General features: G+C 71.0%; 26 protein-coding genes and 3 tRNA genes. 9 read left to right on the forward strand and 20 right to left on the reverse strand.

Annotated features, from left to right (window positions below; translation table 11 throughout):
- Positions 1-13 precede the first annotated feature (13 nt).
- The gene (locus ACWEGE_RS25375; protein WP_449662944.1) at positions 14-2,335 is read left to right on the forward strand and encodes a sensor domain-containing protein; all 2,322 of its coding nucleotides are present in this window, start codon (positions 14-16) and stop codon (positions 2,333-2,335) included.
- Here ACWEGE_RS25375 and ACWEGE_RS25380 read toward each other — a convergent pair.
- The 4 genes from ACWEGE_RS25380 to ACWEGE_RS25395 form a co-directional block, all read right to left on the reverse strand.
- Positions 2,329-3,120 (reverse strand): arylamine N-acetyltransferase family protein, encoded by a 792-nt coding sequence (locus tag ACWEGE_RS25380; RefSeq protein WP_449662945.1) that lies wholly within the window; start codon positions 3,118-3,120, stop codon positions 2,329-2,331. The genes ACWEGE_RS25375 and ACWEGE_RS25380 overlap by 7 nt on opposite strands.
- 33 nt (positions 3,121-3,153) lie before the next feature.
- Positions 3,154-3,504: a YciI family protein gene (locus ACWEGE_RS25385; RefSeq protein WP_449662946.1), complete on the reverse strand. Its 351-nt coding sequence runs from the start codon at positions 3,502-3,504 to the stop codon at positions 3,154-3,156.
- Between the two features lie 137 nt (positions 3,505-3,641).
- On the reverse strand, positions 3,642-4,211 hold the full coding sequence (locus tag ACWEGE_RS25390) for a class I SAM-dependent methyltransferase (RefSeq protein WP_449662947.1): 570 nt from the start codon (positions 4,209-4,211) through the stop codon (positions 3,642-3,644).
- Positions 4,208-4,528: an EthD family reductase gene (locus ACWEGE_RS25395; RefSeq protein ID WP_449662948.1), complete on the reverse strand. Its 321-nt coding sequence runs from the start codon at positions 4,526-4,528 to the stop codon at positions 4,208-4,210. The genes ACWEGE_RS25390 and ACWEGE_RS25395 overlap by 4 nt, the downstream gene beginning before the upstream one ends.
- A gap of 252 nt (positions 4,529-4,780) precedes the next feature.
- Here ACWEGE_RS25395 and ACWEGE_RS25400 point away from each other — a divergent pair, with 252 nt between their 5' ends.
- Entirely contained in the window at positions 4,781-5,083 is a 303-nt protein-coding gene (locus ACWEGE_RS25400) for a putative quinol monooxygenase (RefSeq protein WP_449662949.1), read from the forward strand.
- Positions 5,084-5,338: 255 nt separating this feature from the next.
- Here ACWEGE_RS25400 and ACWEGE_RS25405 read toward each other — a convergent pair.
- The 5 genes from ACWEGE_RS25405 to ACWEGE_RS25425 form a co-directional block, all read right to left on the reverse strand.
- Positions 5,339-5,412, reverse strand: a tRNA-Phe gene (locus tag ACWEGE_RS25405).
- Between the two features lie 31 nt (positions 5,413-5,443).
- A tRNA-Asp gene (locus tag ACWEGE_RS25410) sits at positions 5,444-5,517 on the reverse strand.
- 22 nt (positions 5,518-5,539) lie between these two features.
- Positions 5,540-5,612 (reverse strand) — tRNA-Glu (locus tag ACWEGE_RS25415).
- 117 nt (positions 5,613-5,729) lie between these two features.
- On the reverse strand, positions 5,730-6,506 hold the full coding sequence (locus tag ACWEGE_RS25420) for an SCO6745 family protein (protein WP_449662950.1): 777 nt from the start codon (positions 6,504-6,506) through the stop codon (positions 5,730-5,732).
- A 151-nt stretch (positions 6,507-6,657) separates the two neighbouring features.
- Positions 6,658-6,912 (reverse strand): hypothetical protein, encoded by a 255-nt coding sequence (locus tag ACWEGE_RS25425; RefSeq protein WP_086838175.1) that lies wholly within the window; start codon positions 6,910-6,912, stop codon positions 6,658-6,660.
- A gap of 1,009 nt (positions 6,913-7,921) precedes the next feature.
- Between ACWEGE_RS25425 and ACWEGE_RS25430 the strand changes: the two genes are divergently transcribed.
- Positions 7,922-8,365, forward strand: coding sequence for a hypothetical protein (locus ACWEGE_RS25430; RefSeq protein ID WP_449662951.1), 444 nt, complete (start codon positions 7,922-7,924; stop codon positions 8,363-8,365).
- 111 nt (positions 8,366-8,476) lie between these two features.
- Here the strand turns inward: ACWEGE_RS25430 and ACWEGE_RS25435 are convergent, their stop codons facing one another.
- Positions 8,477-8,680: a cold-shock protein gene (locus ACWEGE_RS25435; protein WP_003097368.1), complete on the reverse strand. Its 204-nt coding sequence runs from the start codon at positions 8,678-8,680 to the stop codon at positions 8,477-8,479.
- Positions 8,681-9,136: 456 nt separating this feature from the next.
- Here ACWEGE_RS25435 and ACWEGE_RS25440 point away from each other — a divergent pair, with 456 nt between their 5' ends.
- The 4 genes from ACWEGE_RS25440 (at position 9,137) to ACWEGE_RS25455 (ending at position 11,909) form a co-directional block, all read left to right on the forward strand.
- Positions 9,137-10,348, forward strand: a complete 1,212-nt coding sequence (locus ACWEGE_RS25440) for a L,D-transpeptidase (protein ID WP_449662952.1) — start codon at positions 9,137-9,139, stop codon at positions 10,346-10,348.
- A 196-nt stretch (positions 10,349-10,544) separates the two neighbouring features.
- Positions 10,545-10,853, forward strand: a complete 309-nt coding sequence (locus ACWEGE_RS25445) for a hypothetical protein (protein WP_449662953.1) — start codon at positions 10,545-10,547, stop codon at positions 10,851-10,853.
- A 4-nt stretch (positions 10,854-10,857) separates the two neighbouring features.
- Entirely contained in the window at positions 10,858-11,409 is a 552-nt protein-coding gene (locus tag ACWEGE_RS25450; protein ID WP_449662954.1) for a SigE family RNA polymerase sigma factor, read from the forward strand.
- Between the two features lie 5 nt (positions 11,410-11,414).
- Positions 11,415-11,909 carry a hypothetical protein gene (locus ACWEGE_RS25455; protein ID WP_449662955.1) on the forward strand — a complete coding sequence of 165 codons (495 nt, stop codon included), beginning with the start codon at positions 11,415-11,417 and terminating at the stop codon, positions 11,907-11,909.
- 67 nt (positions 11,910-11,976) lie between these two features.
- On the opposite strand, the gene ACWEGE_RS25460 is transcribed toward ACWEGE_RS25455, so the two are convergent.
- Complete coding sequence (locus ACWEGE_RS25460) at positions 11,977-13,311, reverse strand: MFS transporter (RefSeq protein WP_449663097.1); 1,335 nt, start codon at positions 13,309-13,311, stop codon at positions 11,977-11,979.
- Between the two features lie 237 nt (positions 13,312-13,548).
- Between ACWEGE_RS25460 and ACWEGE_RS25465 the strand changes: the two genes are divergently transcribed.
- Positions 13,549-14,142, forward strand: a complete 594-nt coding sequence (locus tag ACWEGE_RS25465) for a PaaI family thioesterase (protein WP_449662956.1) — start codon at positions 13,549-13,551, stop codon at positions 14,140-14,142.
- Positions 14,143-14,157: 15 nt separating this feature from the next.
- On the opposite strand, the gene ACWEGE_RS25470 is transcribed toward ACWEGE_RS25465, so the two are convergent.
- From ACWEGE_RS25470 to ACWEGE_RS25510, 9 genes are all read right to left on the reverse strand, one after another.
- Entirely contained in the window at positions 14,158-16,809 is a 2,652-nt protein-coding gene (locus ACWEGE_RS25470; RefSeq protein WP_449662957.1) for a tetratricopeptide repeat protein, read from the reverse strand.
- 60 nt (positions 16,810-16,869) lie between these two features.
- The gene (locus tag ACWEGE_RS25475) at positions 16,870-17,811 is read right to left on the reverse strand and encodes a glutamate ABC transporter substrate-binding protein (protein ID WP_449663098.1); all 942 of its coding nucleotides are present in this window, start codon (positions 17,809-17,811) and stop codon (positions 16,870-16,872) included.
- 29 nt (positions 17,812-17,840) lie between these two features.
- The gene (locus ACWEGE_RS25480; protein ID WP_449662958.1) at positions 17,841-19,250 is read right to left on the reverse strand and encodes a hypothetical protein; all 1,410 of its coding nucleotides are present in this window, start codon (positions 19,248-19,250) and stop codon (positions 17,841-17,843) included.
- Positions 19,251-19,440: 190 nt separating this feature from the next.
- Positions 19,441-20,562, reverse strand: coding sequence for a sensor histidine kinase (locus ACWEGE_RS25485; protein WP_449662959.1), 1,122 nt, complete (start codon positions 20,560-20,562; stop codon positions 19,441-19,443).
- Positions 20,563-20,590: 28 nt separating this feature from the next.
- Positions 20,591-21,853, reverse strand: coding sequence for a GAF domain-containing protein (locus ACWEGE_RS25490; protein WP_449662960.1), 1,263 nt, complete (start codon positions 21,851-21,853; stop codon positions 20,591-20,593).
- An 84-nt stretch (positions 21,854-21,937) separates the two neighbouring features.
- Positions 21,938-22,687 (reverse strand): thiamine pyrophosphate-dependent enzyme, encoded by a 750-nt coding sequence (locus tag ACWEGE_RS25495; protein WP_449662961.1) that lies wholly within the window; start codon positions 22,685-22,687, stop codon positions 21,938-21,940.
- Positions 22,684-23,718 carry an ATP-NAD kinase family protein gene (locus ACWEGE_RS25500; RefSeq protein ID WP_449662962.1) on the reverse strand — a complete coding sequence of 345 codons (1,035 nt, stop codon included), beginning with the start codon at positions 23,716-23,718 and terminating at the stop codon, positions 22,684-22,686. The genes ACWEGE_RS25495 and ACWEGE_RS25500 overlap by 4 nt, the downstream gene beginning before the upstream one ends.
- Positions 23,719-23,922: 204 nt before the next feature.
- Positions 23,923-24,147, reverse strand: coding sequence for a heavy-metal-associated domain-containing protein (locus tag ACWEGE_RS25505; RefSeq protein ID WP_449662963.1), 225 nt, complete (start codon positions 24,145-24,147; stop codon positions 23,923-23,925).
- A gap of 64 nt (positions 24,148-24,211) precedes the next feature.
- Positions 24,212-24,415, reverse strand: coding sequence for a cold-shock protein (locus ACWEGE_RS25510; RefSeq protein WP_004563013.1), 204 nt, complete (start codon positions 24,413-24,415; stop codon positions 24,212-24,214).
- A 238-nt stretch (positions 24,416-24,653) separates the two neighbouring features.
- Between ACWEGE_RS25510 and ACWEGE_RS25515 the strand changes: the two genes are divergently transcribed.
- Positions 24,654-24,788 carry a hypothetical protein gene (locus tag ACWEGE_RS25515; RefSeq protein WP_449662964.1) on the forward strand — a complete coding sequence of 45 codons (135 nt, stop codon included), beginning with the start codon at positions 24,654-24,656 and terminating at the stop codon, positions 24,786-24,788.
- Positions 24,789-24,984 lie beyond the last annotated feature (196 nt).

The following is a 24,984-nucleotide window of genomic DNA, read 5'->3' on the forward strand; positions in this document are numbered from 1 at the left end:
GGGACGCACGCACATGCAGGCCGACTCGCTCGCCGAACTGGTGGAGCTGAGTCCGGACGCGATCTGCGTGCACGAGCACGGCGTGCTCACCTACGCCAACCGCGCGGCCCTCGAAACCTTCGCCGCGCGCTCGGCCGACGAGGTCGTCGGCCGCCGGTTCACCGACTTCGTCGCCGAGGACGCGCAGGCCGTGGTGCTGGAAGAGCTCGCCCGGCTGACCGAGCCGGGGCAGGCGAGCGAGCCCGTCGAAGCGCTGATGTCCCGGCTGGACGGCAGCAAGTTCGCCGTCGAGACGGTGCTGGTGCACCTCGGCGGAGGCGCGTACCAGGTCGTCATGCGCGACATCACGGCGAAGAAGGCGGCGGCCGACGCGCTGCGCTACCAGGCCGCGCTGGTGTCGCACGTCAGCGACGCACTGATCGCGACCACCGGCGAGGGCGTCGTGACCAGCTGGAACCCGGCCGCCGAGGCGGTGTACGGCTGGACAGCGGCCGAAGCCGTCGGGCGGCGGGCGAGCGAACTCGTCGGCGCCCCGCTCGACCTGCCGGCCATCCGGCGCGGCGGCGGCGTCGCGGAGGCGGTGCACCGGCGGCGGGACGGCGCGCCCCTCGCGGTCCGCGTTTCGGCAGCTGAGATGAACGGCGGGTACGTCCTCGTCTGCGCTGACGAAACCGCACGGCGGCGGGCCGAGCAGAACTACCGCACGGTGGTCGCCTCCCTCGACGAAGGCGTGCTCGTGATGGGCGCCGGTGGGCTGATCGAGGCGGCGAACCCGGCGGCCTGCCGGATCCTCGGCGTCGCCGAAGCCGAGCTGGTCGGCGTCCCGTGCCACACGCTGACGCTGTTCACCGAGTCCGGGCAGTGGATCCCGCCGGACGAGATGCCGTCGGTGCAGACCCGGCGGACCGGCGTCACGCACAACGGCCTGGTCGTCCGCCTGCGCCGACCGGACGGCCGCGACGTCTGGGTGTCGCTGACCTCGCGGCTGCTCGACTCGGACGACCCGCCGGCGACGGCCGTGGTCACGTCGTTCACCGACATCACCGAGACCCGCGCGATCAGCGCGCAGCTGGCGCACGACGCCACCCACGACCCGCTGACCAGGCTGGCGAACCGGACCCTCGTGCTCGGCAGGCTCGACGTCCGCGAGCGCGGCGCGGTCACCGTGCTGTTCCTCGACCTGGACAAGTTCAAGGTCATCAACGACTCGCTCGGGCACCCGGTCGGCGACCAGGTGCTGCGGATCGTCGGGGAACGCCTGCGCCGCAGCTCGGGCCGCGACGACCTGGTCGGCAGGCTGGGCGGCGACGAGTTCGTCGTCGTCACCGCCGAGGTCACCGACCCGGCCGAGGTCCGCGCGCTGGCCGAGCACCTGCGGGCCGCGGTGGCCGAACCGATCGGCGTCCTGGGCAGGCAGCTGCACCTCGACGCCAGCATCGGCGTCGTGTTCGTCGCCTACGACGACCGACGCAGCGCCGAGGACCTGCTGCGCGACGCGGACATCGCGATGTACCAAGCGAAAGCGCTCGGCCGGGGTCGTCACCACGTCTTCAACGTCAGCCTGCGCGAGCGGGTGCAGCGGCGGCTGCGGATGGAGCAGGACCTGCGCGACGCGGTGCACGGCGGCCAGCTCTGGCCCGCCTACCAGCCGGTCGTCGACCTGCGGACCGGCGAGATGGTCGCGGTGGAGGCGCTGCTGCGGTGGACGCACCCGCGGCACGGCGCGATTTCGCCGTCGGAGTTCATCCCGCTCGCCGAGGAGAGCGACCTGATCAACGTGATCGGCAAGGAGATGCTGCGCGCGACGACCCGCGAGCTGGCCGGGCGGCGGGTCCGGCAAGGGCTGGACCTGACGCTGAAGGTGAACCTCTCCACCCGCCAGCTCGACGACCCGCACCTGGTGCCCGCGGTCGAGGACGCGCTGGCGGCCACCGGGCTGCCGGCCGGCGCGCTGTGCCTGGAGGTCACCGAAAGCGCGTTGATGCGCGACCAGGAAGCGGCCGCGGAAGTGCTGGCGTCCCTGCGGTCCTTGGGTGTGCTGCTGGCGATCGACGACTTCGGCACCGGGTATTCGTCGCTCGCGCAGCTGCGCCGGCTGACGCTGGACACGCTGAAGATCGACCGCTCGTTCATCACCGGGATCGCCGAGTCGCGGGACGCGGAGGCGATCGTCACGAGCATCATCGCGATGGCCCACGCGGTGGACCTGACGGTGATCGCCGAGGGCGTCGAGTCGGCGGAGCAGCTGGAGCTGCTCCGCGCGCTCGGCTGCGACCAGGCGCAGGGCTACCACCTCGGCCGTCCGGCGCCGGCGGCCGAGCTGTTCGGTCAGTAGACCTGCTTCAGCCGGTCCAGTTCGTCCGCCGTCAGCTCGATGCCGAGGTCCTTCAGGGTGACGTCGAGCTCGCCGGGCGGGATCGTGGTGGTTTCGCTGCTGCCGTCGGGTTTTTCGACGGTGAGTTCCCGGCCGAGGAGCTTGCGGCCGAGGCCGGGCTCGATCCGCATGACCACCAGCCGCCCGGTGAACGGCGACTTCGGGTGCGTCGAGGTGTAGTGGTGGTAGACCTCGTAGTCGATGGGGTGCATCTCGTTGAGGCGGAATTCGAGGAGGTCCTCGTCGCCCTTCTGCAGGGTCCACCATTCGCCGGTTCGCTTGGTGCGGTGGAGCCAGCCGGCCTGGTCGACCTCGTGCCCGTCGACGAGCGGCATCGGGTCGAGGATCCCGGCGCCGAACCCGACGTCGGCGAGGAACTGCTTCTCGTCGACGTCCACCACGAGCGTCATGTGCGTGTAGGGCCCCGGCCGTCGGGGTTGCACGCGCGCGGAAAGCCGGTGCACGGTGTAGCCGAGCTGTTCGAGGACGGCGGCGAAGAGGCCACTCTGTTCGTAGCAGTAGCCGCCCCGCCGCCGTCCGACGAGTTTCGCGCTGACGACGTCGAGCGAAATCCCTTGGTGCTGCCCGAGAACGACGTCGACGTTCTCGAACGGGATGGTGTTGACGTGCGCCCGCATGAGCTCGGTGAGCGCGCCTTCGGACGGCGCCCGCCGCGGTTGCCCGACGCGCGCGAGGTAGGCGTCGAGATCGACGGCGCCGATGCCCCATTCCCCTTCGGTGGTCATGGGTCCATCATGGACCCTCGACCTTGCTGGAGGTCAACCTTCGTGCACGACCTTCCGCACCTCGACGGCGGTGTACTGGGCGTCGGGGATCTTGGCGGCGAGTTCGACGGCCCGCTCTTCGTCCTTGACGTCGACGACGTAGTAGCCGCAGAGGAAGGAGTCGGCTTCGACGTAGCCGCCGGTCGTGGTCTGGGTGACGCCGTCCTTGACCTGAACCGTCTTGGTCTCGGCGGCTTCGGCGAGCGCTTTGGTCTCGACCATCTCGCCGGACTCGGTGACGAGCTTGATGAAGTCCCCGTGCCCTTCGAAGACGCCGTTCTTCTGCTCGTCGGTGAGGGTGTCCCAGATGGTGGGGTTCATGTGGAGGGTAAGGAGGTAACGCATGACTCGGCTCCCCGCGTTCGGGCGGCGGCCCCGGGTGGGCTGCCTTTCGCCGGGTGGTCGTGGCCGAGCCCCGGGTCCGGACACGGCTTCTTGCGGTTCACTCGTTCGGCCTAATCCAGGCAGTACCCGGCCTCGCCTCAGCTGACGAGCACGTACCTTTCGTCGTCGATCGGCCCGCCCCACAGTGCGGGGTCGTCGAGCCGGGTCACCGTGGCGGTGTTCCGGTGCGCGCGGACAAGGCGTTCGCACTCGTCGGCCGCGATCCCGGCCCCGGTGAACCACCGGCCTTCGACGAGCACCAGCCGGCCGCCGGGCTTCAGCAACCGCACCCAGGCCCCGAGCGCGGCGGCCGGATCGGGCAGGGCCCACAGGACGTGCCGCGCCAGCACGACGTCGTAAGCCCCGGCCGGGCACGGCGGATCGGCGGCATCCCCGGCACGGAAATCGACGCCGAGCCCCGCAGCCTTCTCCTCGGCGACGGCGAGCATCCCGGGCGAGGAATCCACGCCGTGCACGACGTAGCCGGACTGGGCGAGCAGGACGGCCAGACTTCCGGTCCCACACCCGAGATCCACGACGGCCGCGGGAGCCGGCGGCATCAGCGGCAGCAGGAGCCCGGCCCAGGCGGCCCGGACGGCGGGGTCCCGGAGGCCGTGGTCGGGCTGATCGTCGAACGTCGCGGCCTCGGCGTCCCAGACATTCGTCACGGTGCCGACGTAGCGCCGTCCTGCGCCGGGTAGTGGATGACGACCGCACCACCGGTGGCGTAGTTGGCGACGTCGGCGGCCGCCTGCCGGCCTTGCGGAGACGCCCTCGCCGCGGTCATCGCCTCCGCGTCGGCGAACTCGGCTTCGAAGATCGCGAAGTACGGCGTCTGCCCTTGTGTCGCTGCCACGTCGAAGCTGTAGCGCCACGCGAGCAGGCCCGGCATCTGCGTGACCAGCGGGAGGTGGGTGGTGACGTAGTAGTCGCGGAAGTGGTCGCGATCGGCGGGCTCGGGATAAAGGACCACCAGCTTGTGCAAGACAACCTCCGTTGAGCGGCGAACGACCACGCTCGCGGGCATCCGGGCTGGTCACCATGCCAGCGCCGGTCAGGCCACCGCAACCGGGTTTCGCTCCCGGAGCCAGGGCCGAGGTGTGGGAGCCGTCAGCTGAGGCCTGGTCTGGCAGGTCAACAACTCCGCTCGATGTCAGGCCCGGCGGGCTGGTGCGCCGCCCGCCTGCACCGCGCGATGCTGACCTCCGCAGAGATCGACCGACCGCAGGAGGTAGCCATGTCCGTCACGGTGGGACTGCTGGTGACGCTGGAGGCGAAGCCGGGCAAGGAGGCTGACGTCGAAGAGTTCCTCAACGCCGGTCGCTCGCTGGTCGAGGACGAGCCGGCCACCTACCCGTGGTTCGCCGTCAAGCTCGGACCGACGACGTATGCGATCGTGGACTTCTTTCCCGACGACGCCGGCCGCACGGCCCATCTGCAGGGCAAGGTCGGCCAAGCGCTCGGGGCAAGGGCCGACGAGCTGTTCGCGAAGCCGCCGGACATAGCGCAGCTCGATGTGCTGGCCGCGAAGCTGACGTAAAGGCGGGCTGCGGTGCCCGCTCGGAGAGCCGTGCCTTCCTGGCGGCGAGCTCGATCGCGCCGCTGAGGTCGGGCACCGCATCGCCTTGGCGGCGGCGCCGGTACCAGCTCGCGGAGCACCAGACCCGCCGTGCAACACACGTGCAACCAGCGACGGCCAACGGCGGTCAACCAAGGTCAACAACGGCCACGGCCAAGATCGGTCTCAGACACAAGAAAGCCGCCTTGACCTGGGTCAAGACGGCTTCTTCGTGCGTGGCCAGGGCCGGGGTCGAACCGGCGACCTTCCGCTTTTCAGGCGGACGCTCGTACCAACTGAGCTACCTGGCCGGGAACGCCGGCGAGGAGCCGAACGATCTTGCGACCCTGACGGGACTCGAACCCGCGACCTTCGCCGTGACAGGGCGACGCGCTAACCAACTGCGCCACAGGGCCTTGCGTTTACTACTGTACTGCGTACTCCCAACGGGATTCGAACCCGCGTTGCCGCCTTGAAAGGGCGGAGTCCTAGGCCGCTGAACGATGGGAGCCCGGCCGGTTTCGGGTGACCGACCGACCGCGCTCTCAGGTTCCCCTGGGAGCGATTACAAGCATAGGGCACGCCACCACCGCTTTGCACAGGGGGTTCCTTAAGCCATCAGCGAGGCTCAGACCTGCGCAAATGCCGCCAGATCCGCCAGGCGGCGAGCAAGCTCGGCGCGCTCCGGCTCCGCGAGCGCCGACACGAGCAGTTCGCCGACGCGATCATCGGTCAGGGCTTCGGCGTGCCGCCAGCGGTCGCGCAGGTCCGGCTTGCGCTCCGCCGACGCGACCAGCTCGTCGGCCGCGTCCTCCGGCCACGCCGTGCGCAGCAGGCGCGCGCGGCCGCCCTCCGGGTCCGCGATCACCGCCTCCGGGACCGACAGGCCCAGCGCCCGCAGTGCCGCGAAGTGGAGCCCGCCGCGCAGCTCGCGGAAGACCATCAGCGCGAAGCCGAGGCGTTCGACGTCACCCTCGGGACGCTCGGCGTTCTTCCACCCCGCGAAGAGCGCCAGGCCGCTGGCATCCGCAGCGTCCACGACGCGGAACAGCAGCTCCGCCAAGCGGCCGGGCTCCGGTACGGCCGAAAGGCTGACACGCGACCACCGAGCCGATGACTCCGCGTAGGCGCGCACGGCGGCGGGCGCGTCGAGGGCCGCCGTCGCCGGCGGCAGGACGAACTCGAACAGCCAGTGCGGGAAGATGCCGAACAGCTCGGCGGCCACCTTCGGCGGGACGTCGCCCAGCACCGCCGACCGCCCCCGCAGGTACAGCGAACGCGGCGGCAGCCCCGCTTCCGCTTCGACCGCGGCCAGCTCCGGCGAGGTCATGAACTTCCCGCCGAGCACCTGCACCACCGGCCTGATCCGGTTCGCCAGACCCGCCACACCCTCGACCGCCGTCATGTCCGTCCCCTTTCGACACCGCAACCGTAACACTGTTACGAAACCGGGGTCAAACAGTGAGCGACAGCCCTGGCAATTACTTCCCGAAAAGAGCCACAACCTGCGGAAATATCACCGGACGGGCCCGGCGCGACGCGCCGGACCCACCCCCTCAACGCTGAACCGGCGCCTGCCCGTCTTCATCCAGGTTCAGCCCCAGCATCTCCAGCAACTGGACGCAGTCCTCGACCCCCAGCGCACCGTTCGCCACCGCCAGCCGGGCGCGCCGGACCTGGTCGTCCGACACCCGCTGCGCATCCGCCGCCCCGCTCCGCTGCGCCGGCAACGCCCCGGCAAACGGCGCACTCCCCCCATCGGCACCTTCGTACCGAAGGAGGAACTGCCGCACTTCAACAGACCCGCTCATAGCTCCTCCACACGGCTCACAACAACTTGGCCGCGAGGCTAACCAGCGCCGGCCACCACACACAGCCCCCCGGAGAGTGAACCTGAGGCCACGCTCCGCTCAACGCAGCGCAATCGGCAAGGTCGGAGAAGAACCCCACCCGAACGAACGTCACCCGCGCCCCGATGTGACACCACACGGGGAAATTTCCCGCTCTCCACTCGCCCAACCACCCAACTCGTGCAACAATCGAGGTGCTGACACACCCCCGGTCAGCGCCTGTGGAGATCCCCTCCGACCCCCGCGTTCCTCCCCCTGGCGCGGGGGTCCTCCATTTCTGGGCAGGCTCGGGCTTCGCCCTTTGCCTGGCCCATTCATTTCGGTGTGCCGACCCGGGGGCCGAGCCCCCCGGACCCCCCACGGTGCCTCGCGCTCGGGTCCCAGCGTGGTTTCGTCTGCCGGCCCCGCAGCACTGGCTCCTGCCGTGCCTTCACTGCAACCTTGACGCGGTGGGGTTGCCGACCCGCGGCCCCGACCCTGCTGCGCCGGCCCGCGTCTCCGGCCCCACGACGCCTCGACCTCAGCCCGGCTTTCGCCTCGGGCGCTGCGCGCCCTGGCGCGTCGGGCGGTGAGCCAACCGCTCGCGTGCTGTCGCCTAGAAACCTGGCGCCCCTGCGACGACCCGCGCGCGTAAGGGAACCCCCGGTTTTTACGTTACCGGCGACCACCGACAGTTTCGGCCGCCCCGCGTCGCGAACGAGGCTTTAGTGACTCGCGCTCCCTTTCCCAGCCACCGCTGCTTCGCGCCCCACCAGCCACTCACGTCCCTCCATCACCATCAGCCTCAGCACCGGTCGTCTCTCGTAGCGTTCTTTGACCGATGATCGACCCGGTCTGTTAGCGGGGAGTTGCGTTGCGTTTGCAGAGGTTGGGCTGAATGGGTGGCGATTGGGCCTAACGGGGAATACTCTCGGCGTGTTGTAGCTCACAGTGGTTTGTGTGGCGAGATCTAAACGTTATCGTGGCCAGCGTGCCTCTTCCCTCCCTTGGCCGCTTGAGCAGCCGCACGAACCTGAAAGCCGCCGCGTCTTCTGGGCGTCATCGTGGTGCCGCGAAGCCTGCGGACGACGGTGCCGTCGAGGACACCGAGCTCACCTCGTACCTGGCCGCGCTGGCTCCGGACAACGATCTCGAGAGCACCGGGTCCGGCAAGCGGTTCGGTGAAGCGCAGGTGTACCAGCTGCGGATGAGCCTCGTGGCCAGCCAGCAGCTGAAGGACATCGCCGCCGAGCGGCAGATCTCGCCGCAGGCGCTCGCGCAGGAATGGATCCTCGAGCGGCTCAACTGGGAGGGACAGGCCTCCTCCGTCCACGACCAGCGGCAGCAGGCCGGTGCCGGCGAGGTCAGCGACCTCACCGACGAGTTCCACTTCCCCGCCAACGCCTTCGACGCGCCGGCCGTTGCGCGCCGCTAAGCCAGGCGCCGCACCAAGAACCCATGAGAAAGGGCCCCCGGCTGCCGCCGGGGGCCCTTCGCTCAGGCCTTAAGACGCACAAAGGGCCTGCGAGGCTTGTTCAGCCTCGTTTCAGATCGCGCGGACCTTCTGGGCCTGCGGACCCTTCTGGCCCTGGCCGACCTCGAACTCCACTCGCTGGTTCTCCTCGAGGGTGCGGAAGCCGCGGCCCTCGATCTCCGAGTAGTGAACGAACACGTCGCCTTCGCCGCCGTCCTGCGCGATGAAGCCGAAGCCCTTCTCCGCGTTGAACCACTTCACAGTGCCTTGCGCCACCGCTGTACTCCTCGTTACACAGATCCGCTTCGAATGCCACCGAAGCGGCACCCCGACCGTCCCGGGCGGTTCCAACGAGTCGAGTCAAGAGCGTGTCGGCTCCATGGCTCGCGTCAGAAGTTCCGCGAGTGTGAAGCCACTAACACGCAAAACGACGGCCTGAGAGCAGACTACCGGGATCTGGCCAAAGTTGAACCCCGTGATCGAGGCGAAAACCGGCTCTGGGCACCAAGGTCACCGGAACGTCGTAGGGCTCCCGCCCCGTTCTGTCGTACCCACCGGCTAGTCTGACGCAGCACAGCGACACCGTGATCACCGGATACGGCTCGGAGTCGCCCGTGCCCCCTCCGTTAAAGCCCGCCACGACCATTGTGACGTTCGTCACGCCAAGGTTACTCAACGTACCTGGTCCGCGGGGCGTCTCGAAGAGGGGAAGCACCAAAGGGGCAAAGGGGAATGGGTGTGACGGTGAGGACTTCCACGCGGCGCCGGGGCGCTGCCGTGGCACTGGGCTTGGTCGCCGTGCTCACGCTGGGGGCGTGCAGCAGCGAACCGACGGTGTCGGCGAGCGGCACTTCGGGAGGCGGCCCGACCAGCTCGCCCGCCCCCAGTGCGCAGCCCGCGAAGCTGACGGTGACGCCGGCGGGCGGCGCCCAGGACGTCGCGCCCGGCGAGCCGGTCGGCGTCCAGGTCACCGACGGCACGATCACGTCGGTCACGCTGACCAACCCGGACGGCAAGCAGGTCCAGGGGCAGGCGTCCGCGGACAAGAAGAGCTGGGCCACCACCGAGCAGCTCGGCTACGGCAAGACCTACACGTGGTCCGGCCAGGTGCAGGGCGCCGACGGCAAGAACGTGGCCATCGGCGGCGCGTTCACCACGGTCAAGCCGAAGCGCCAGATGGCGGCCAGCCTGAACGTCGGTGACGGCCAGACGTACGGCATCGCGATGCCGATCGCGCTGACCTTCCCGAACCGCGTCACCGACAAGGCCTCCGTCGAGAAGGCGCTGTCGGTCGAGACCACGCCCAAGACCGAGGGCTCGTGGGGCTGGATGGAGGGCGACACTTCGGTGCACTGGCGGCCGAAGGAGTACTTCAAGCCGGGTACCACGGTGAAGGTCAACGCCAAGATCTACGGCGTCAAGCTCGGTGACGGCACCTACGGCAAGCAGGACGTGTCGGCCAGCTTCACCATCGGCCGCTCGCAGATCGTCAAGGGCAACACCCAACAGCACACCATGCAGGTGATCCGCGACGGCCAGCAGATCGCCGACTACCCGGTGAGCTACGGCCTCGACTCCGACCCGGGCCGCGTCACCCACAGCGGCGTGCACGTCGTGATGGGCAAGCAGGCCACGTACGCGATGAGCAACCCGAAGTACCACTACGAAAACGTCGTGGTGCCGTGGGCGGTCCGGATCTCGAACAACGGCGAGTTCATCCACGGCCTGGCCGCCTCGGTCTGGGCGCAGGGCAAGAAGAACGTCTCGCACGGCTGCCTGAACCTTTCGCCCGCGCGGGCCAAGGAGTACTACGACGGCGTGCTCACCGGCGACCCGGTCGAGATCACCGGCAGCACGCAGACGCTGACCGCGAAGGACGGCGACTACAGCGACTGGACCTACGACTGGGCGGGCTGGCAGAAGCTGTCGGCGCTCGCCCACTGATCGAAACGGCGCCGAGACACCGGGAAACAGCCGGGCGGCCGGGAAGTCCTCTGCGGGCTTCCCGGCCGTTCGCGTTTCTCCTCACGGAAACCGCCGAAACCCGCGAAATCCGATGCAACCCCGGTGATCACCCACCGCATGACTTAGGGCAGAGGCGCAGCGATCCCTGCCGCGCCCGCGAGAATGAGGAGCTGTCTTGCGTATCCGCATCGCCCTGACCCTCGGCGCGCTCGTGCTCGCCGGTGGCGCCCTGACCGGTGGCATCGCGCTGGCTTCGGAGGCGCAGGCGCCGGCCGCCCCCACGACCCAGGTGACCCGGCCGGCCGAGCCGACCGTGGCGCCCGCCCCGGCCACCCGGACCCGGCCCCAGCAGGCGCCGAGCGCTGTCCCGGCGACGTCGCGCGCCCCGATCGCCGTCCCGGCTCGCCCTGCGCGCGTCCCCCGCGCCGTGCCGGCCGGCCCGACCGGCGACCTGCACCTGCCTGCCGTGTGGGAGACCCGGTAACCAGGTGATTTCCCGCTCCCGTCCGTCGACCGGGCCGGGCTCGCCGTGGGACGGCGAGTTCGCCCGGTACTTCGGCGAGCGCGCGCACAGCCTGCGGTCGACCGCCTTCCTGCTCTGCGGGGACTGGCACCAGGCCGAAGACCTCACGCAGGCCGCGCTGCTCAAGATCTACCTCGCCTGGCCGAGGCTGTCGCGGCACGACGCGCTGGACGCCTACGCGCGCAAGGTCGTCCTGCGCACGTTCCTCGCCGAGCACCGGCGCAGCAGGTGGAAGCGGGAGCGCCTCACCGATTCGCCGCCGGAACTCCCGGCGGAACCCGCGCGGGACCAGGACCTGCTGGTCCGGCAGGCGCTGGCGGTACTGGCGCCCAAGCAGCGTGCCGTGCTGGTGCTGCGGTACTTCGAAGACCTGAGCGTCGAAGAGACGGCGCAGGCGCTCGGCTGCAGCACCGGCACGGTGAAGAGCCAGGCCTCCCGCGGCCTGGCCACGCTGCGCAACCGGCTCGGCCCGCACTACGGTGCGCTGACGTTCAGCGCACCCACGGAGGGGAGGTGACGAACATGGACCCCGAAGACGACGTCCGCGCGATCCTGACCGGCGCGGCCGGCGGCCCGCAGCCGCCGATGCGCCTCGAAGCCGCCGACGTGATCGAGCGCGGTGGCCGGGTCCGGCGACGACGCAAGCGCTTCGCCGTCGCGGGCACTTCGGCCGCGACGGCGGTCGTCCTCGCGGTGGCCGGTTTCCTGGCCGGCCACCGCGCCGGGCCACCGGAGCCGGTGCAGCCCGCCGGCCCCGGCCTGTCCACGGTCGGCACCACGTCCGCCACCCCGTCGCCCACGGAGCTGCCGGTCCCGGCGACGTCGATCGCACCGCAGCCGCCGTCGGCCGAGCCGGACCAGACCCGCTCGCGCACCCAGCGGACGTCCACCCCGCAGGCGCCGTCCGCGGGCCCGCGGACGGTTTCCCGCCCGGCGCCGATCACCTCCGCGCCCAGCTCCGCCACGGCCACGGCCGCGACCCGGCCGGCCGAGCCGGGAACGAGCACGACGCGCTAGGTGGCCCCGGACGCACGTGTGCCCCGCCCGGTGATCCGGGCGGGGCACACGGCTATCCGGCAGCCGCTCAGCGTTGAGCGGCCGCGGAGGCCAGGTGGCCGCTGTTGTCCTCGGTGTCGATCTGTTCCATCGGCACCTGCGAGGTCTCCGGGATCTTGATGATCGGGATGATCGCGATCAGCGCCGCCGCCATCAGGTAGTACGCCGGCCAGTCCTCGTTGCCGGTGCTCTTGATCAGCGCCGTCACGATGACACCGCAGGTCCCGCCGAACAGCGACGTCGAGATGTTGTAGCCGATCGCGAACGAGCCGTAGCGCACCCGCGTCGGGAACATCGCCGGGAACGTCGAGCCGATCACCGCGAGCATGAACACCAGCAGGATCGCCACGATCAGGAACCCGACGAACAGCCACAGGATGCTGCCGGACTGCATGAGCTTGAGGCAGGGCCAGCTCAGCACCAGGAACCCGATGGCCGCCGTCAGCAGCAACGGTTTCCGGCCGATCCGGTCGGACAGCGCGCCGAGCGGGATGATGATCGCCATCTGGATGACTTCGACCGCGATGATGATCAACGTCGCCGTGTTGTCGTTGATCTTCAACGTGTCGGTGAAGTACGTCGGCATCGTGGTCAGCAGCAGGTAGTCCGCCACGTTGAGCAGCAGCACGATGCCGATCAGGTTGAGGATCATCCGCCAGTTGCGGACGAAGATCTCCTTGAGCGGCGCCTTCTTCGGCGCCTCGCCCGCGGCCTCCATGCGGCGGAACTCGGGGGTGTCCTCGAGCTTGTTCCGCAGGTAGAGCCCGACCAGGCCGAGCGGCAGCGCGACGAAGAACGGGATCCGCCAGCCCCAGGCGTCGACCTGTTCCGGCGGCATCGACAGCGTCACCGACAGCACCACGAGGTTGCCGAGCACGTAGCCGGCCAGTGTGCCGAGTTCGAGGAAGCTGCCGAAGAAGCCGCGGCGCTTCGTCGGGGAGTACTCGGCGATGAACGTCGCCGCTCCGCCGTACTCGCCGCCGGTGGAGAAGCCCTGGATGATCCGCAGCAGCAGGATCGCGATCGGTGCCGCGATGCCCATGCTGTAGCTGCCCGCGTAGGTCGGCAGGACGCCGACCAGGAAGGTGCAGCCGGACATCAGCAGGATGGTGATGGCGAGGACCCGCTTGCGGCCGAGCTTGTCGCCGAGCGGCCCGAAGAACGCCCCGCCGAACGGCCGCACGATGAACCCGACCGCCAGCAGGGCGAGCGACTTCAGGACCGCGTTGCCTTCACCGGGGAAGAACTGCGTGCCGATGCTCACCGCGATCGCGCCCGAGGTGAAGACGCCGTAGTCGTACCACTCGGTGGCGTTGCCCATGGCCGACGCCCACACGGCGCGCTTGACGGTTCTCTCGTCCACTGACGGTTTGCCCGTCGTTGCTGCTGTTTCGCTCATGCCGGCGACGACTCCTCCCGTGCAGTGCCCACTGGGCCGTTCGAGCTCATCAGCCCAGTCTTGACCGGCTCTCCCGCCTCGGCAGTCTGAGCCGGAAATTGTCTACGGTGGGGAACTTTCCGGCTACTGAGAGACGCACGTTGCCGACATACCTCGCGGGTCGGGCGCGACGGCCGGCTACCCGCCGGTTAACGTCAGCGCATGAGTCGTGTTTCTCAACCCTGGCCGCCGGTGCAGGTGGAGCCCGCGGTCCCGCACCCGAAGGCGCCGGAGCCGGGCACCGAGCTCGGCGTGCACTTCGCGGAGTGCTTCGGGTGCGGCGACGAAGCCGACGCCGGCCTGCACCTGCGCTCGACCGTCGGCGAAGGCCAGGTCGTGCACTCGCGGTTCACCGTCACCGCGGCCCACCAGGGCGCTCCTGGGCTCGCCCACGGCGGGCTGCTGGCCTGCGCGTTCGACGAGGCGCTCGGTTCGACGGTCGGCAACCTGATGCGCCGCCCGGCGGTGACCGGCAAGCTCGAAACGGACTTCCGGCGGCCGGTGCCGGTCGGCTCGACGCTGTTCATCGAGGCCCGGCTGGACGGCATCGCGGGCCGCAAGATCTACGTCAGCGCGGACGGCCGCCTCGACGCCGAGGACGGCCCGATCGCGGTGAGCGCGCGGGCGCTGTTCGTCGTCGTCGGCTTCGAGCACTTCAACACCCACGGTGACCCGCAGGCGCTGGAGAAGCTGGCCGCGCAGCACGAGAAGAACCAGCGAGAACGCGCCGAGCGCGACTGGGAAATCAACCCCTGACCGCTCGCGACGGCCTCAGGTGAGGGTGCGGGGGCGGATGGCGTTGGCCCGGTCGACCAGCTCGATGCGCTGCTCGATCGTGCCCGCCAGCCGCGCCAGCGCCCGGTAGCACCGCTCGAGGCCGAACCGCAGTTCGCGTTCCTCGAGCCGGCACCCCAGCACGCGCGCGCCCGGCGTCGGCTTGCCCTGCTTGAGCCATTCGTGCGCGGCTTCGAGCACGCCGGCGGACAGCTGCGTCCGGCGTTCGGCGTCCAGCCGGAGCCGTTCGAGCCGGGCGGACGCGTCGAGCAGGTCGTGCTCGGTGACCGGGGTCTCGCGGCCGTTGGCCTTGGTCGTCGTCGTCTTGATCTTGATCGCCGCGACCTGCGCGTCGACGTAGTGGGTGGAGGACGGCGGCACGGTCTCGAGCACCTCGACCGCGCTGGCCCGCGCGCCCTGCGCCAGGTACACGCGGGCGAGGCCGAAGGCGGCGCTGACGTAGGTGCGGTCGGTGCGCCAGACGAGTTCGTAGAACCGCGCGGCGGCGAAGTAGTCGCCGACGCCTTCGGCGCTGATGCCGAGGGCGAGCTTCGGGGCGACTTCGCCCGGCAGGTCGTCGTAGACCGCTTCGAACGCGACGTGCGCGACCCGCGAACGGCCGCCCGCGAGTTCGATCAGGCCGCGGTACCAGTCGATCCGCCAGTCGTGCGGGAAGCCGTTCTTGATGGCCAGGTACTGCGCGGCCTGCAGCTGCCGCTGCGCCTCGGCGAACTCGCCCAGCTCGACCCGGGCGCGCACGATCCGCAGCCGCACCTCGATCGACTCCCGCGGCGCGCCGGCCAGTGCCTCGATCGCGGCCCGCGGGTCGAGCGCGGTCGTGGTGGCGAGCACGCCCGCGGCCGGGTCGTCCGTGTCGACCTGCGGGATCGGCAGCCCGGCGACGACCTCGTCCGCGCCGGGCAGCGGCACGCTGGCGCCGGCTTCGGGCACCACGAGCTGCACGCCGAACGTGCGGCTCTCCGGGCCGAACACGGTGGACACGCCGGGCCGCGGCTTGCCGGTGCCGAGGGCCATGATCTCGCGCAGCACCCCGGTGAGCTGGTCGGCCATCTCCTCGGCGGAGAGGAAGCGCCGGTCCGGGTCCGCGTGCGTCGCGCGCCGCAGGAACCGGTAGTAGGAACCGAACAGCGTGAACAGCGGGACGGTGTCCGGGCCGGGCAGGGTCGTCTTGAACTTGCTGGTGTAGCCGGTGAACTCGAAGCTGAGCACGGCGAGCGTGCGCCCGACGGTGAACAGGTCCGACGCCACCGACGCGCCCTGCGTCGGCAGTTCCGGCGCGCTGTAGCCGGTGGTGAAGAACAGCGGGCTTTCGTAGTCGTCGGTGCGGCGGACCGCGCCGAGGTCGATCAGCTTCAGCTGCTCGTTGGTCTGGATGACGTTGTCGGGTTTGAGGTCGCAGTAGAGCAGGCCCTGGCTGTGCAGGTAGCCGAGCGCGGGCAGGATTTCCAGCCCGTACGCGATGACCTGGCCGATCGGCAGCGGCTCCGGGCGGCGGCTTTCCCGGTGGTGCGCCAGCGCGAGCTGCCGCAGCGACTGGCCGCCGACGTACTCCATGACGATGTAGCCGGTGGTCGTCCCGCTGTGGGCGTCCGGGTGCTGCACGAAGTTGTGGATCTTGACGATGTTCGGGTGCTCGACCTCGGCGAGGAAGCGCTGCTCGTTGGCCGCGGCCGCCATCGCCGTCGCGTCACCGGTGTCGATCAGTCCTTTGAGGACGACCCAGCGGTCGCTGACGTTGTGGTCCTGCGCCAGGTAGATCCAGCCGAGGCCGCCGTAGGCGATCGCGCCGAGGACCTCGTACTGGCCGCCGACCAGCTCGTGCGGCTGCAGCTTCGGGAGGAAGGAGAACGGCGCGCCGCAGTTCTCGCACTTCCCTTCCGGCGAACCGGGTTGCCCGTCCTTGCCGCGGCCGACCTTCGCGTTGCAGCTGCCGCAGAACCGCTTTTCCTCCGACACCACCGGGTTCGTCAGCACCGCGGACGCCGGGTCGCGCGCGGGCACCGGCGGGACTTCGACCAGCCCGGCGCCGAGCCGGCCGCGGCGCGAGCGTGACGTCCGCGAAGACGTCCGTCGCGAAGTGCCGGGGAACGAGCCGGGTCCCGAGCCGGAGCCGCTGCCGGTCCCCGTTCCGGTGCCGGTACCCGTGCCGGTGTGCCGTCCTTCGCTGGTGCGCTCGGGCAGCACGCTTTCGGTGCCGGGGTCCGGCAACGGCGTGCCCGGCCCGGTGTCCGGCCGGGGCAGCGGCGGCATGATGCTCTGGGTTTCCGGCGCCGGCGCGGCGAGCACGCTCGTCGGCTGGGGCGCGTTGGGGTCCGGGCGCACGGCCTGCGTCGGCTCGACCGGCGGCGCGACGGGGTTCATGCTGCCCGGCGGGCGCGTCGGGTCGTCCGCGCCGGGGATCGGTCCGCGCGCGGGGGCGGGCTGGCCGCGCGGCGGCGTCGGCGGACGGCGCACGGGGGCGTGGAAGACGGTCTCTTCGCCGCCGGACGGCTCACCCTCGTCCAGGCGGCCGGAGATCGACGGCTCCGGCGTCTCCCACCGCACCGGTGGCGGCGGCTGCCAGTTCGGCTTGGCCACCTGCCCCTCGTCCGGCGCGGCGTGCCGAGGACGGCGCGGCTCCTCCGACACTGCTACCTCCCGGATCCCTGCGACGTGCGGAGATCGATTCTAGTCGCGCTCGAGTTGCGTTCACTGGTACTGCGGCGACGGTGGCGAAGCCGGTCCGAGCCGGGCTTCCACCCAGCGGCGGTAGCTGTCCTGCCACACGCCGTTGCCGCGGATCTGGTCGAGCACCGCGTTGACGTACCGGACCAGGTCTTCGCGGTCCTTCGGCACGCCGATGCCGTAGTTCTCCTGGGTCAGCGGGTCACCGCGGACCTCGAGCGTCGAGTCCTGCGCGGCCATCCCGGCGAGGATGGTGTCGTCGGTCGACACGGCGTCGACCTGGCCCTGCTGGAGCATCACCAGGCAGTCCGACCAGTTGTCCACCGAGATCGGCAGCGGTTTGGCCGGGTCCGTCGCGATCTTCGCCAGCGACGTCGACTTCTTGGTCGCGCACACCCGCTTGCCGCTCAGGTCCGACAGCTTCTGCGCCTTCGACTCCTTCGCGACCAGGATCTTCTGGCCGGCCACGTAGTACACGGAGGAGAACGCGACGTCCTTCTTGCGCGCGCAGGTGATGCTGTAGGTCCGGACCACGATGTCGACCTGGTGCTTCTTCAGCACCTCCTCGCGCTGCGAAGACGGGATCGCGCGGAACTGCACGTGGCCGTCGGCCGTGCCGAAGATCGCCTTGGCGATGGCGTACACCATGTCGATGTCGAAGCCCTCGAGGTTGCCCGAGGTGGGGTTGCGGAACCCGAAGAGGTAGGTGGTCTGGTCGACGCCGGCGATCAGCTTGCCGCGCTTCTTGATGTCGGACATCGTCGAGCTTTCGGGGACCGCCGTGCTGCCGGCCGGCGCCAGGCTGGCCAAGGGGTTGCAGCTGGTGTCGGAGCCGCCGCCCGCCGTCGCGTCCGGGCCGCCGACGTGCGCGGGCTGCGGCCAGGCCGCGTTGCTGACCGGCGCCGGGTCGACCGGTTTGCCGGCACTGCCGCAGGCCGCCGCCAGCAGCGCGACGACCGCCAGCACGCCCGCCCGGACCGTGTTACGCCGCCTGCTCACCGGTACTCCCTCAGTCGCTCCCGGATTCCCATGGTGACACCCGCCGCGGCGACGATCGCCAGCACGGCCAGGCCGGGGGCGAGGAAGGTCAGCGCGCGGTCGCCGTTGTGGGTGTCGTCGAGGAAGTCCTGCCTGCCGACGTCGATCGCCGCCTGGAGGCTGTCGTCGAGCCGCCGGAACGCCGGCGCCGAGCCGCCGTTCGCGTCTTCCTGCACGGCGGAGTTCACGGCTTCCTGGTACGCCCCGGCGTTGTCCTGGTCGCGCACCTGTCCGTGTGCCTTCAGCCAGTCGGTCGCGGCCTTCGACGCGTCGTCGACCTTGGTGGCGCCGGCGCCGTCCTTGATCAGGCCGCGGGCTTCGGCGAGGAGGCCGCCCTGGCCGTCTTGGCCGACCAGCTGGACCGCCTTGTCGGCGAAGTCCTTCTCGTACGCGCCGCCGTCGCCGCGGGCGACCAGGGTCAGCGTTTCGTCGGCGCGGGCCTGCAGCGCGGCGATCCGCGCGCGGACGAGCACGTCGACGCGGTGCGAACCGTCGTCCTGGCCGCTGCCGACCAGGCTGCCCTGGACGATCAGCGCGACCGCGCCCCACAGCAGCGAAACCACGACGGCGGCCGTGGCGACGACGAGCCCGACGTTGAGCAGCCGGTTGGTCCGCCGGGTCAGGTAGACCTGGGCGACGATCAGCGCGGCCAGCAGGGCGACCACCAGGATCGTGGCGAGCCACGGGAAACCGGTGGCGCTGTCCTGCTCTTCGATGAGCCGTTCGGTGTCGATCCGGTAGAGGTCCTGGGCGGCGGGCAGGATCTTCGCCCGCATCAGCTCGGACGCCTCGCGCAGGTAGGACGCGCCGACCGGGTAGCCGAGGCGGTTGTTCGCCCGCGCCGTCTCGACGAGCCCGGTGTAGACGGGCAGCTGCTGGTTCAGCATGTCGACCGGGGTGGCCGCGTCGGCGACGTCCGCGGCGTCCGAAGCGGCCTTCGCGAGCGCGGCGCCGGCTTCGGCGATGTCCCGCTCGTAGCGCTGGCGGAGCTCGGGTGGCTCGGTGCCGATGGAGAGGAACGCGCTCGCGGCGGTCGCGTCCGCGTCCGAAAGCGAGCGGTAGACCTGCTGCGACGCGGCGGCGAGTGGTTCGCGGTGGTCGATGACGCCGGAGATCGTGTCGTCGCGGTCCTGCACCGACAGCGTCGCGACGAGCCCGGCGACGAGGGCCAGCAGCACCAGCCCGACGGCGATCACGGTGAGCCTGCCGGGCGTGGTCGCGGCCGACCGGATGACCGCGCGGACCCCCTGGCCCGGCAGGTCGAGCAGCCCCAGCAGGCCGCTGCGGCCGCCGGTGCGGTCGCCGCCGTCCGGTGGCGACGGCTGGGGTGCCGGCGCGGGCGCCGGGGCCGTCGCAGTGCTGGTCATCCCGGAATTCCTCCCCTGCCATCCGGGGCCTCGCCCCAGGCTGGGGGCTTGGCGACCCGGAGCCCCCGAAAAAGATCGCTGTGAGCCGTACCCGCAGAAGGTAGCCGAGTCGCCGCGCGCGCGGGCACCGGCACCGCCCGCTGTCATCAGCACGTGATCTGGGCGGATGTGTTCCGGCGCACACCGGTGATCAGGTCCGGACTTCCGCCAGCACGCGCCACTGGCCGTCTTCGGGGCCCGCCGTCAGCGTGCCGCCGGCGAGGGCGAGCCGTTCGCGCATGCCGGCCAGGCCGAATCCTTCACCTGTCCGGGTGAATCCCGCGAGCGCGTTGCGGACGTCGAGCCGGACGACGCCGGGTGCGTGGGTCAGCCGCATCCGGATGTCCTGGCCCGGCGCGTGCTTGCCGGCGTTCGTCAGGGCTTCCCGCGCGATGCCGACCAGGGCGACCACCGCCGCCGAGGTGAGCGGCCGGGTTTCGCCGTCGGCGTCGAACGCGACGGTGACGCCGTGGTCGCGAGCGTGCGCCGACGCCGTCGCGGCCAGGGTTTCGGTGAGCGGCAGGACGTCCCGGCGGAGCGCGGCGACGGCGTCGCGCGCTTCGGCCAGGCCGTTGGCGGCGAGCTTCCGCGAGCGCCGGACGGACCGCAGTGCACCGTCCACATCGGACTTCTCGGCCAGCAGCGCTTCGGCGAGCTCGAGCTGGACGCCCAGCGCGCCAAGGGAATGCGCGAGGAGGTCGTGGAGCTCGCGGGCGATCCGGGTGCGTTCGTCGAGCGCGGCGGCGCGGGCGTGTTCGGCCTGAGCGAGCCGCGTCTGCTCCAGCAGGGCCTCGCTCTGCGTCGCCTGCACCTCGTACTGGCGGCGGTTGAGCCCGAGCAGCACCAGCAGCAGCATCACGCCGGCGTCGGCGAGGGACTCGCCGAGTGACTGTCCGGCGAGCGCGTGCGACGTCACCGCCAGTGCGACGTCCAGGAGGCCGGCGGCGAGGATCGCGCCGACGCCGACCGAGGTGAGCGTGGCGAGCCGGCCGAGGGCGATGACGGACAGCAGGATCGCCGACGAGTCCCCGGCCCAGCCGACGATCGCCGCCGGCACCGCGCTCGCGGCGGCGAGCAGCGCGGCCGCCGTCCTCGGCCGCCGTCGTGTCTGCAGGACGAAGCCCAGCCAGCAGGCGGTGGCGACGCCGTAGGCGATCCAGACGCGGGGGTCGGCCTCGCGGGCGGTGATCAGGGTCGCGGCGAAGAAGAGCGTGCCGAGCAGCTGCACCACCAGCCAGCTCGGCGCGATGGTGTCGGGCAGGCGGTTCGGCACGCGTCCATGATCGCGTGTTCCGGGTGGGTCAGCCGCGGATGGCCGGGGCGAGCGAGTGCGGGAGCACCGCTTCGGGGTCCGGCGGCCGGCGGACGATCACCTCGACGTCGTCGGCGAAGCGGTACGGCTTCGCGCCGAGGATGCCGCCGAAGTGCCGTCGCAGCCGGGACATCTCGGCACGGACGGTCACCGTCCGGCCGGCGTCGCCGAAGAGGTCGCCCGACAGCTCGGACGCCGACCGGCCGTCGCGGTGGCTGGCCAGCACGTACAGCACCTCGGCGTGGCGCGGGCTGAGCCGGTGCGTCCAGGTCCCGGCGGCACTGGCGACGATGAGCTCGGGTGCGCGCGGCGACCGGACGTCGAGCACGACGCGGGTGGGCGGGGCGGCGTCGTTCTCGGTCAGCCGGAGCAGCCAGCCGCCGGGCACCGGCTCGACCGAGCAGTCGCCGTACGTCGGCAGCCAGGTCCGCCCGGGCCCGAGGCCGGTGGGCAGCGCGACCTTCTCGACCGGCGCGACCCCGGCGGCCGCGGCGACCCAGCCGTGTTCGTCGGCCACCATCGCGCGGCCGCCGACCTTGGCGAGCACCGGGACGGCGAAGCCGCGAAGGCGTTCGAGCTCGGTGAGGTGGGTGGTGCGCAGCTGGGCTTCCGCGAGCCGTGTCACGACGTCGACCAGCGCCAACGTCGTGGCGTGGACGGTCGGGGCCGGGCCGGAGAGGTCGACGACTCCGAGCAGCCTGCCGTCACGCGGGTCGTGCAGCGGTGCGGCCGCGCACGTCCAGGAGTGCTGGGCGCGGACGTAGTGCTCGGCGGAGTACACCTGGATCGGGCTGCGGGCGACCAGCGCGGTGCCGATGGCGTTGGTGCCGACGGACTCCTCCTGCCAGTCGACGCCTTCGACGAACCCGAGCCGGTCGGCGCGGCGGCGGACGGCGGCGCTGCCGTCCCGCCAGAGGACGGCGCCACCGGCGTCGGCGATGACCATGATGTGCGCGGCCTGCTCGGCGAGGCTGATCAGGCCGCCGCGCAGGACGGGGAGCGCCTCGGCCAGGCCGCTCGCCCGGCGGCGTGCTTCCAGCTGTTCGAGGCTCAGGACGGGCGCGGCGGCCCGGCTGTCCGGGTCCAGGCCGAGGCGGCGCATCCGCTGCCAGGACGCGCCGATGACCGGCCGGAGCCGGCTGGGCAGCGCCTGGCCGTTCAGAGCCGCTTCGTGCACCTGCGCGAGGACACGGGCGTGCCGCCGGGGATCCGCCCCGGCCGGCAACGCCGCCTCGAGGTCTCGCTGCCCCAACCGCCGCTCCTAGTGCTGTGCCTCCTCGGAGTCTGCCGTCTCGGCCGGGTGATCGGTAGGTGGCGAGCGTCGCGGTTTTTGCGGTCAGTAAGAGAGGTAAACGTCGGTTTCGAGGTCGTCCGCAGCGGATTCGGGAGCGGAGGCCGAGTTTTCGATCAGCCGGGCGACTTCGGCGTCGATCGCGTCGAGCACCTGTTCTCGCAGCTCACCGCTGTCGGTGACGCGGGTCCGGAACCGCTGGAGGCAGTCGCCGGCGTGCCGCGGGAAGCCGGCTTCGATCAGCGTCGGGCCGCCGCCGCCACGGGCCCGGCCGACCGCTTCCCCGGCGGCTTCGTGCACGGCGAAGAAGTCGGATCCGTCGACGACGATCCCCGGCACGCCGAGCCCGGCCACCCGATCGGCGTAACCGGTGTCATCGGTGACGAAGATGGCGGGCAGGTGCCAGGCCGACGCGAGGTTCAGCGCCTCCAGCGTCGTCCCCGGGCCGTCCGCGAGGAAAGCCACGCCGACGCCGCCGGTGTCCTGCTGTTTGGCGGCGATGGCGGCGCCGCAGATCAGCAGCGGGACTCCACCTCGTGTTTCCGTGGCGGGCAGCCGGTGGTGCCGGACCCCGGCCAGGACGGCCCGGACGTCGACGCCCTTGGCGATGCGGTGGGCCGGCCGGCGGTGGGTGCCGGCGATGGCGTCGCGGCCGTCGAGGTGGAGGCAGACGCCGGCGGCCAGGGCCTCCTCACCGGCGTCGCGGTGGGCGCAGTCCCCGGTCGCGCGGACCTGCTCTTCGACGGCCCGGATGGTCCGCATGACGCGGTACGCACCCCGGAGGGCGTCCGTCATCTGCGACGCTCCTTCCCCAGATCGGTTTCCGCGCGCAACAGGCCTTTTCGCGCCGCCTCCGCCATCGCCGCCCGCACGTCGACGACCCACGGCCCGTCCGGTTTGAGCTCGACGAACGCGCTCTCGCCGGTCTTGAGCTCGAGTTCGCGCTCGCCGTCGAGCGCGATGACTCCGCCGGCCGCGGCGAGTTCGACGCGTACGCCGGGCTGCAGGAGCCCCCAGCCGCGCACGCCGACCGGCCGCACGAGCCCGGGCGCGATCGGCGCGTGCACGACGTACGGCGTCTCCTCGACCGGCCCGAGCTGCAGCGCAACGCCGTCCGGGCTCGAGCGAGGGCTGGGACAGAGTTGGCCTGGAACGCTCGAGAGGCCGATACCGTCCGGCTCGGCGAAGGTGCAGTACAGCTCGGTGAGTGAGGACGGGTCCCACAGCGCCCGTGCCCCGATGTGCCTGCTCAGCGACACGCAAACGTCGACGAGGGCGATCTCCCGGCGGGCTTTGGTGACGACCTCGAGCACGCTGACGCGGTGGGTCACGAGGTCGGGATCGATCTGGCCGGTGGCGATCAGCCCGGCGGCCAGGCCGGCGACGGTCGCCTCCCGCATCTGCGGGAAGGCGTTGTTGGTGCCGGTGGAGAGGGCGAGCAGCGGCACGTCTTCGCAGGCCGCGGCGGCGACGCGGGCGGTGCCGTCCCCGCCGAGGACGACGATGACCCCGGCGCCGGCCTCGACCATGCGGCGCACCGCGTTCGTGGTGTCGGCGGCGGTGCCGGTGATGGCGTCGTCCTCGCAGAAGTCGACCTTCGGCCACGAGCCGCCGCGGCCGAGGGCGCGCAGGACCGCGGCGGAGATCCCGCCGAGGTCGGTCGAAACGAGGGCCCGGTCGAGCCCGGTGACGGCGAACGCCGCCAGCAGCCGCTGGACCATGTTCGCCTTCTCGGCGGTGGGGAACACCGACGCCTGCGCGACCAGCCGGCGGATGTCCCGCCCCGATGCGGGGTTCGCGACGATCCCCGCCACCGTTTCACCCACCGGGCCTCCCGTTCTTTCGCCGGAGAACAGGAGACTCCGTGAACGGGCGAAACGGAAGGGTTGCAGGGCGTTGCAGTGCCGGCGACCGCACGGCCGCGGCGACGCAGATCACACCGCGCGTCTCACCTGGTGATCTCCAGTGGACTGTCCAACCGGGAGTGGCGGGCGGGGAAGAACCAACCGGGAGGGGATCCTGGCCGGGGGCTACGGGACCAGGTCGGCGACGCCGTCGTAGGTGAAGCCGGCCTCTTCGACCGCAGTCCGGACGTTGCCCTCCGGCAGGGCGGATTCGGCGCGCACGAGCACTCGGCCGGCCGCGACATCGACGTCCACTCCGGCCACTCCGGGCAGCGCGGCGATTTCTTCGGTGACCGATTGGGCGCAGTGCCCGCAGCTCATCCCGGAAACGGTGTAACCGTGCTCGATCATGGTGCGCAGCCTACGAAAAGGGCCGCCACCCCGTACGGGTGACGGCCCTTTCCCAAGATCAAAGTCAGATCACGGTGACCGACGTGGCCTGCGGGCCCTTCTGGCCCTGGCCGATCTCGAACTCGACGCGAGCGTTCTCCTCGAGGGTGCGGAAGCCGTTACCCTGGATCTCGCTGTAGTGAACGAAGACGTCGCCGCCACCGTTGTCGGGGGTGATGAAGCCGAACCCCTTCTCGGAGTTGAACCACTTCACAGTGCCCTGAGTCATCAAAAATCTCCATGTGTAACACCAAAACAGGAAGCCACTTCGGCGACCCGGGTCAGCACCCGGACGGTTTGCTTCCTCGGTGAGGAGACACTACGCCCGCTGAATTCCTGCGAGCGTGACTCATCACGAACACAAAAACCGAGACCTTAAGTAGTAAAGCACACCTTGACCAGGGCGGACAAGCCATCTTCACCCGCGCGGGGTGAGCTATTCGCCACTCGCCGGGCGGAGCCCCTCGGTGGCGAACGGCGACCGCCAGGTGGCGTCCCTGTCCGCGGCCACCACGGCGTCGTCGTGGGCCTCTGAGCTGGCGCTGAACAGCACCGGTACGACACCGGAGGACTTCCGCGCCGGTTCGGATGCGTGCTGGTGATCGGTCACGTCGAAACTCCCCTCGTTCCCTGCCCGCTTCGGCGCGGGTCATGACCGTGATGGTGCCGTGCGGCACCGACAGAAACCGGTTGTCTCCCGCCGGGACCCGGCCGGGAAGGTTCAGCGGTGAACCACCACCGGAACACCGTCAGGTTACCCGAGCCAACGCCCTGCTACCACACGACATTCCCGGATTT

This window comes from Amycolatopsis sp. NPDC004747, assembly GCF_053601335.1.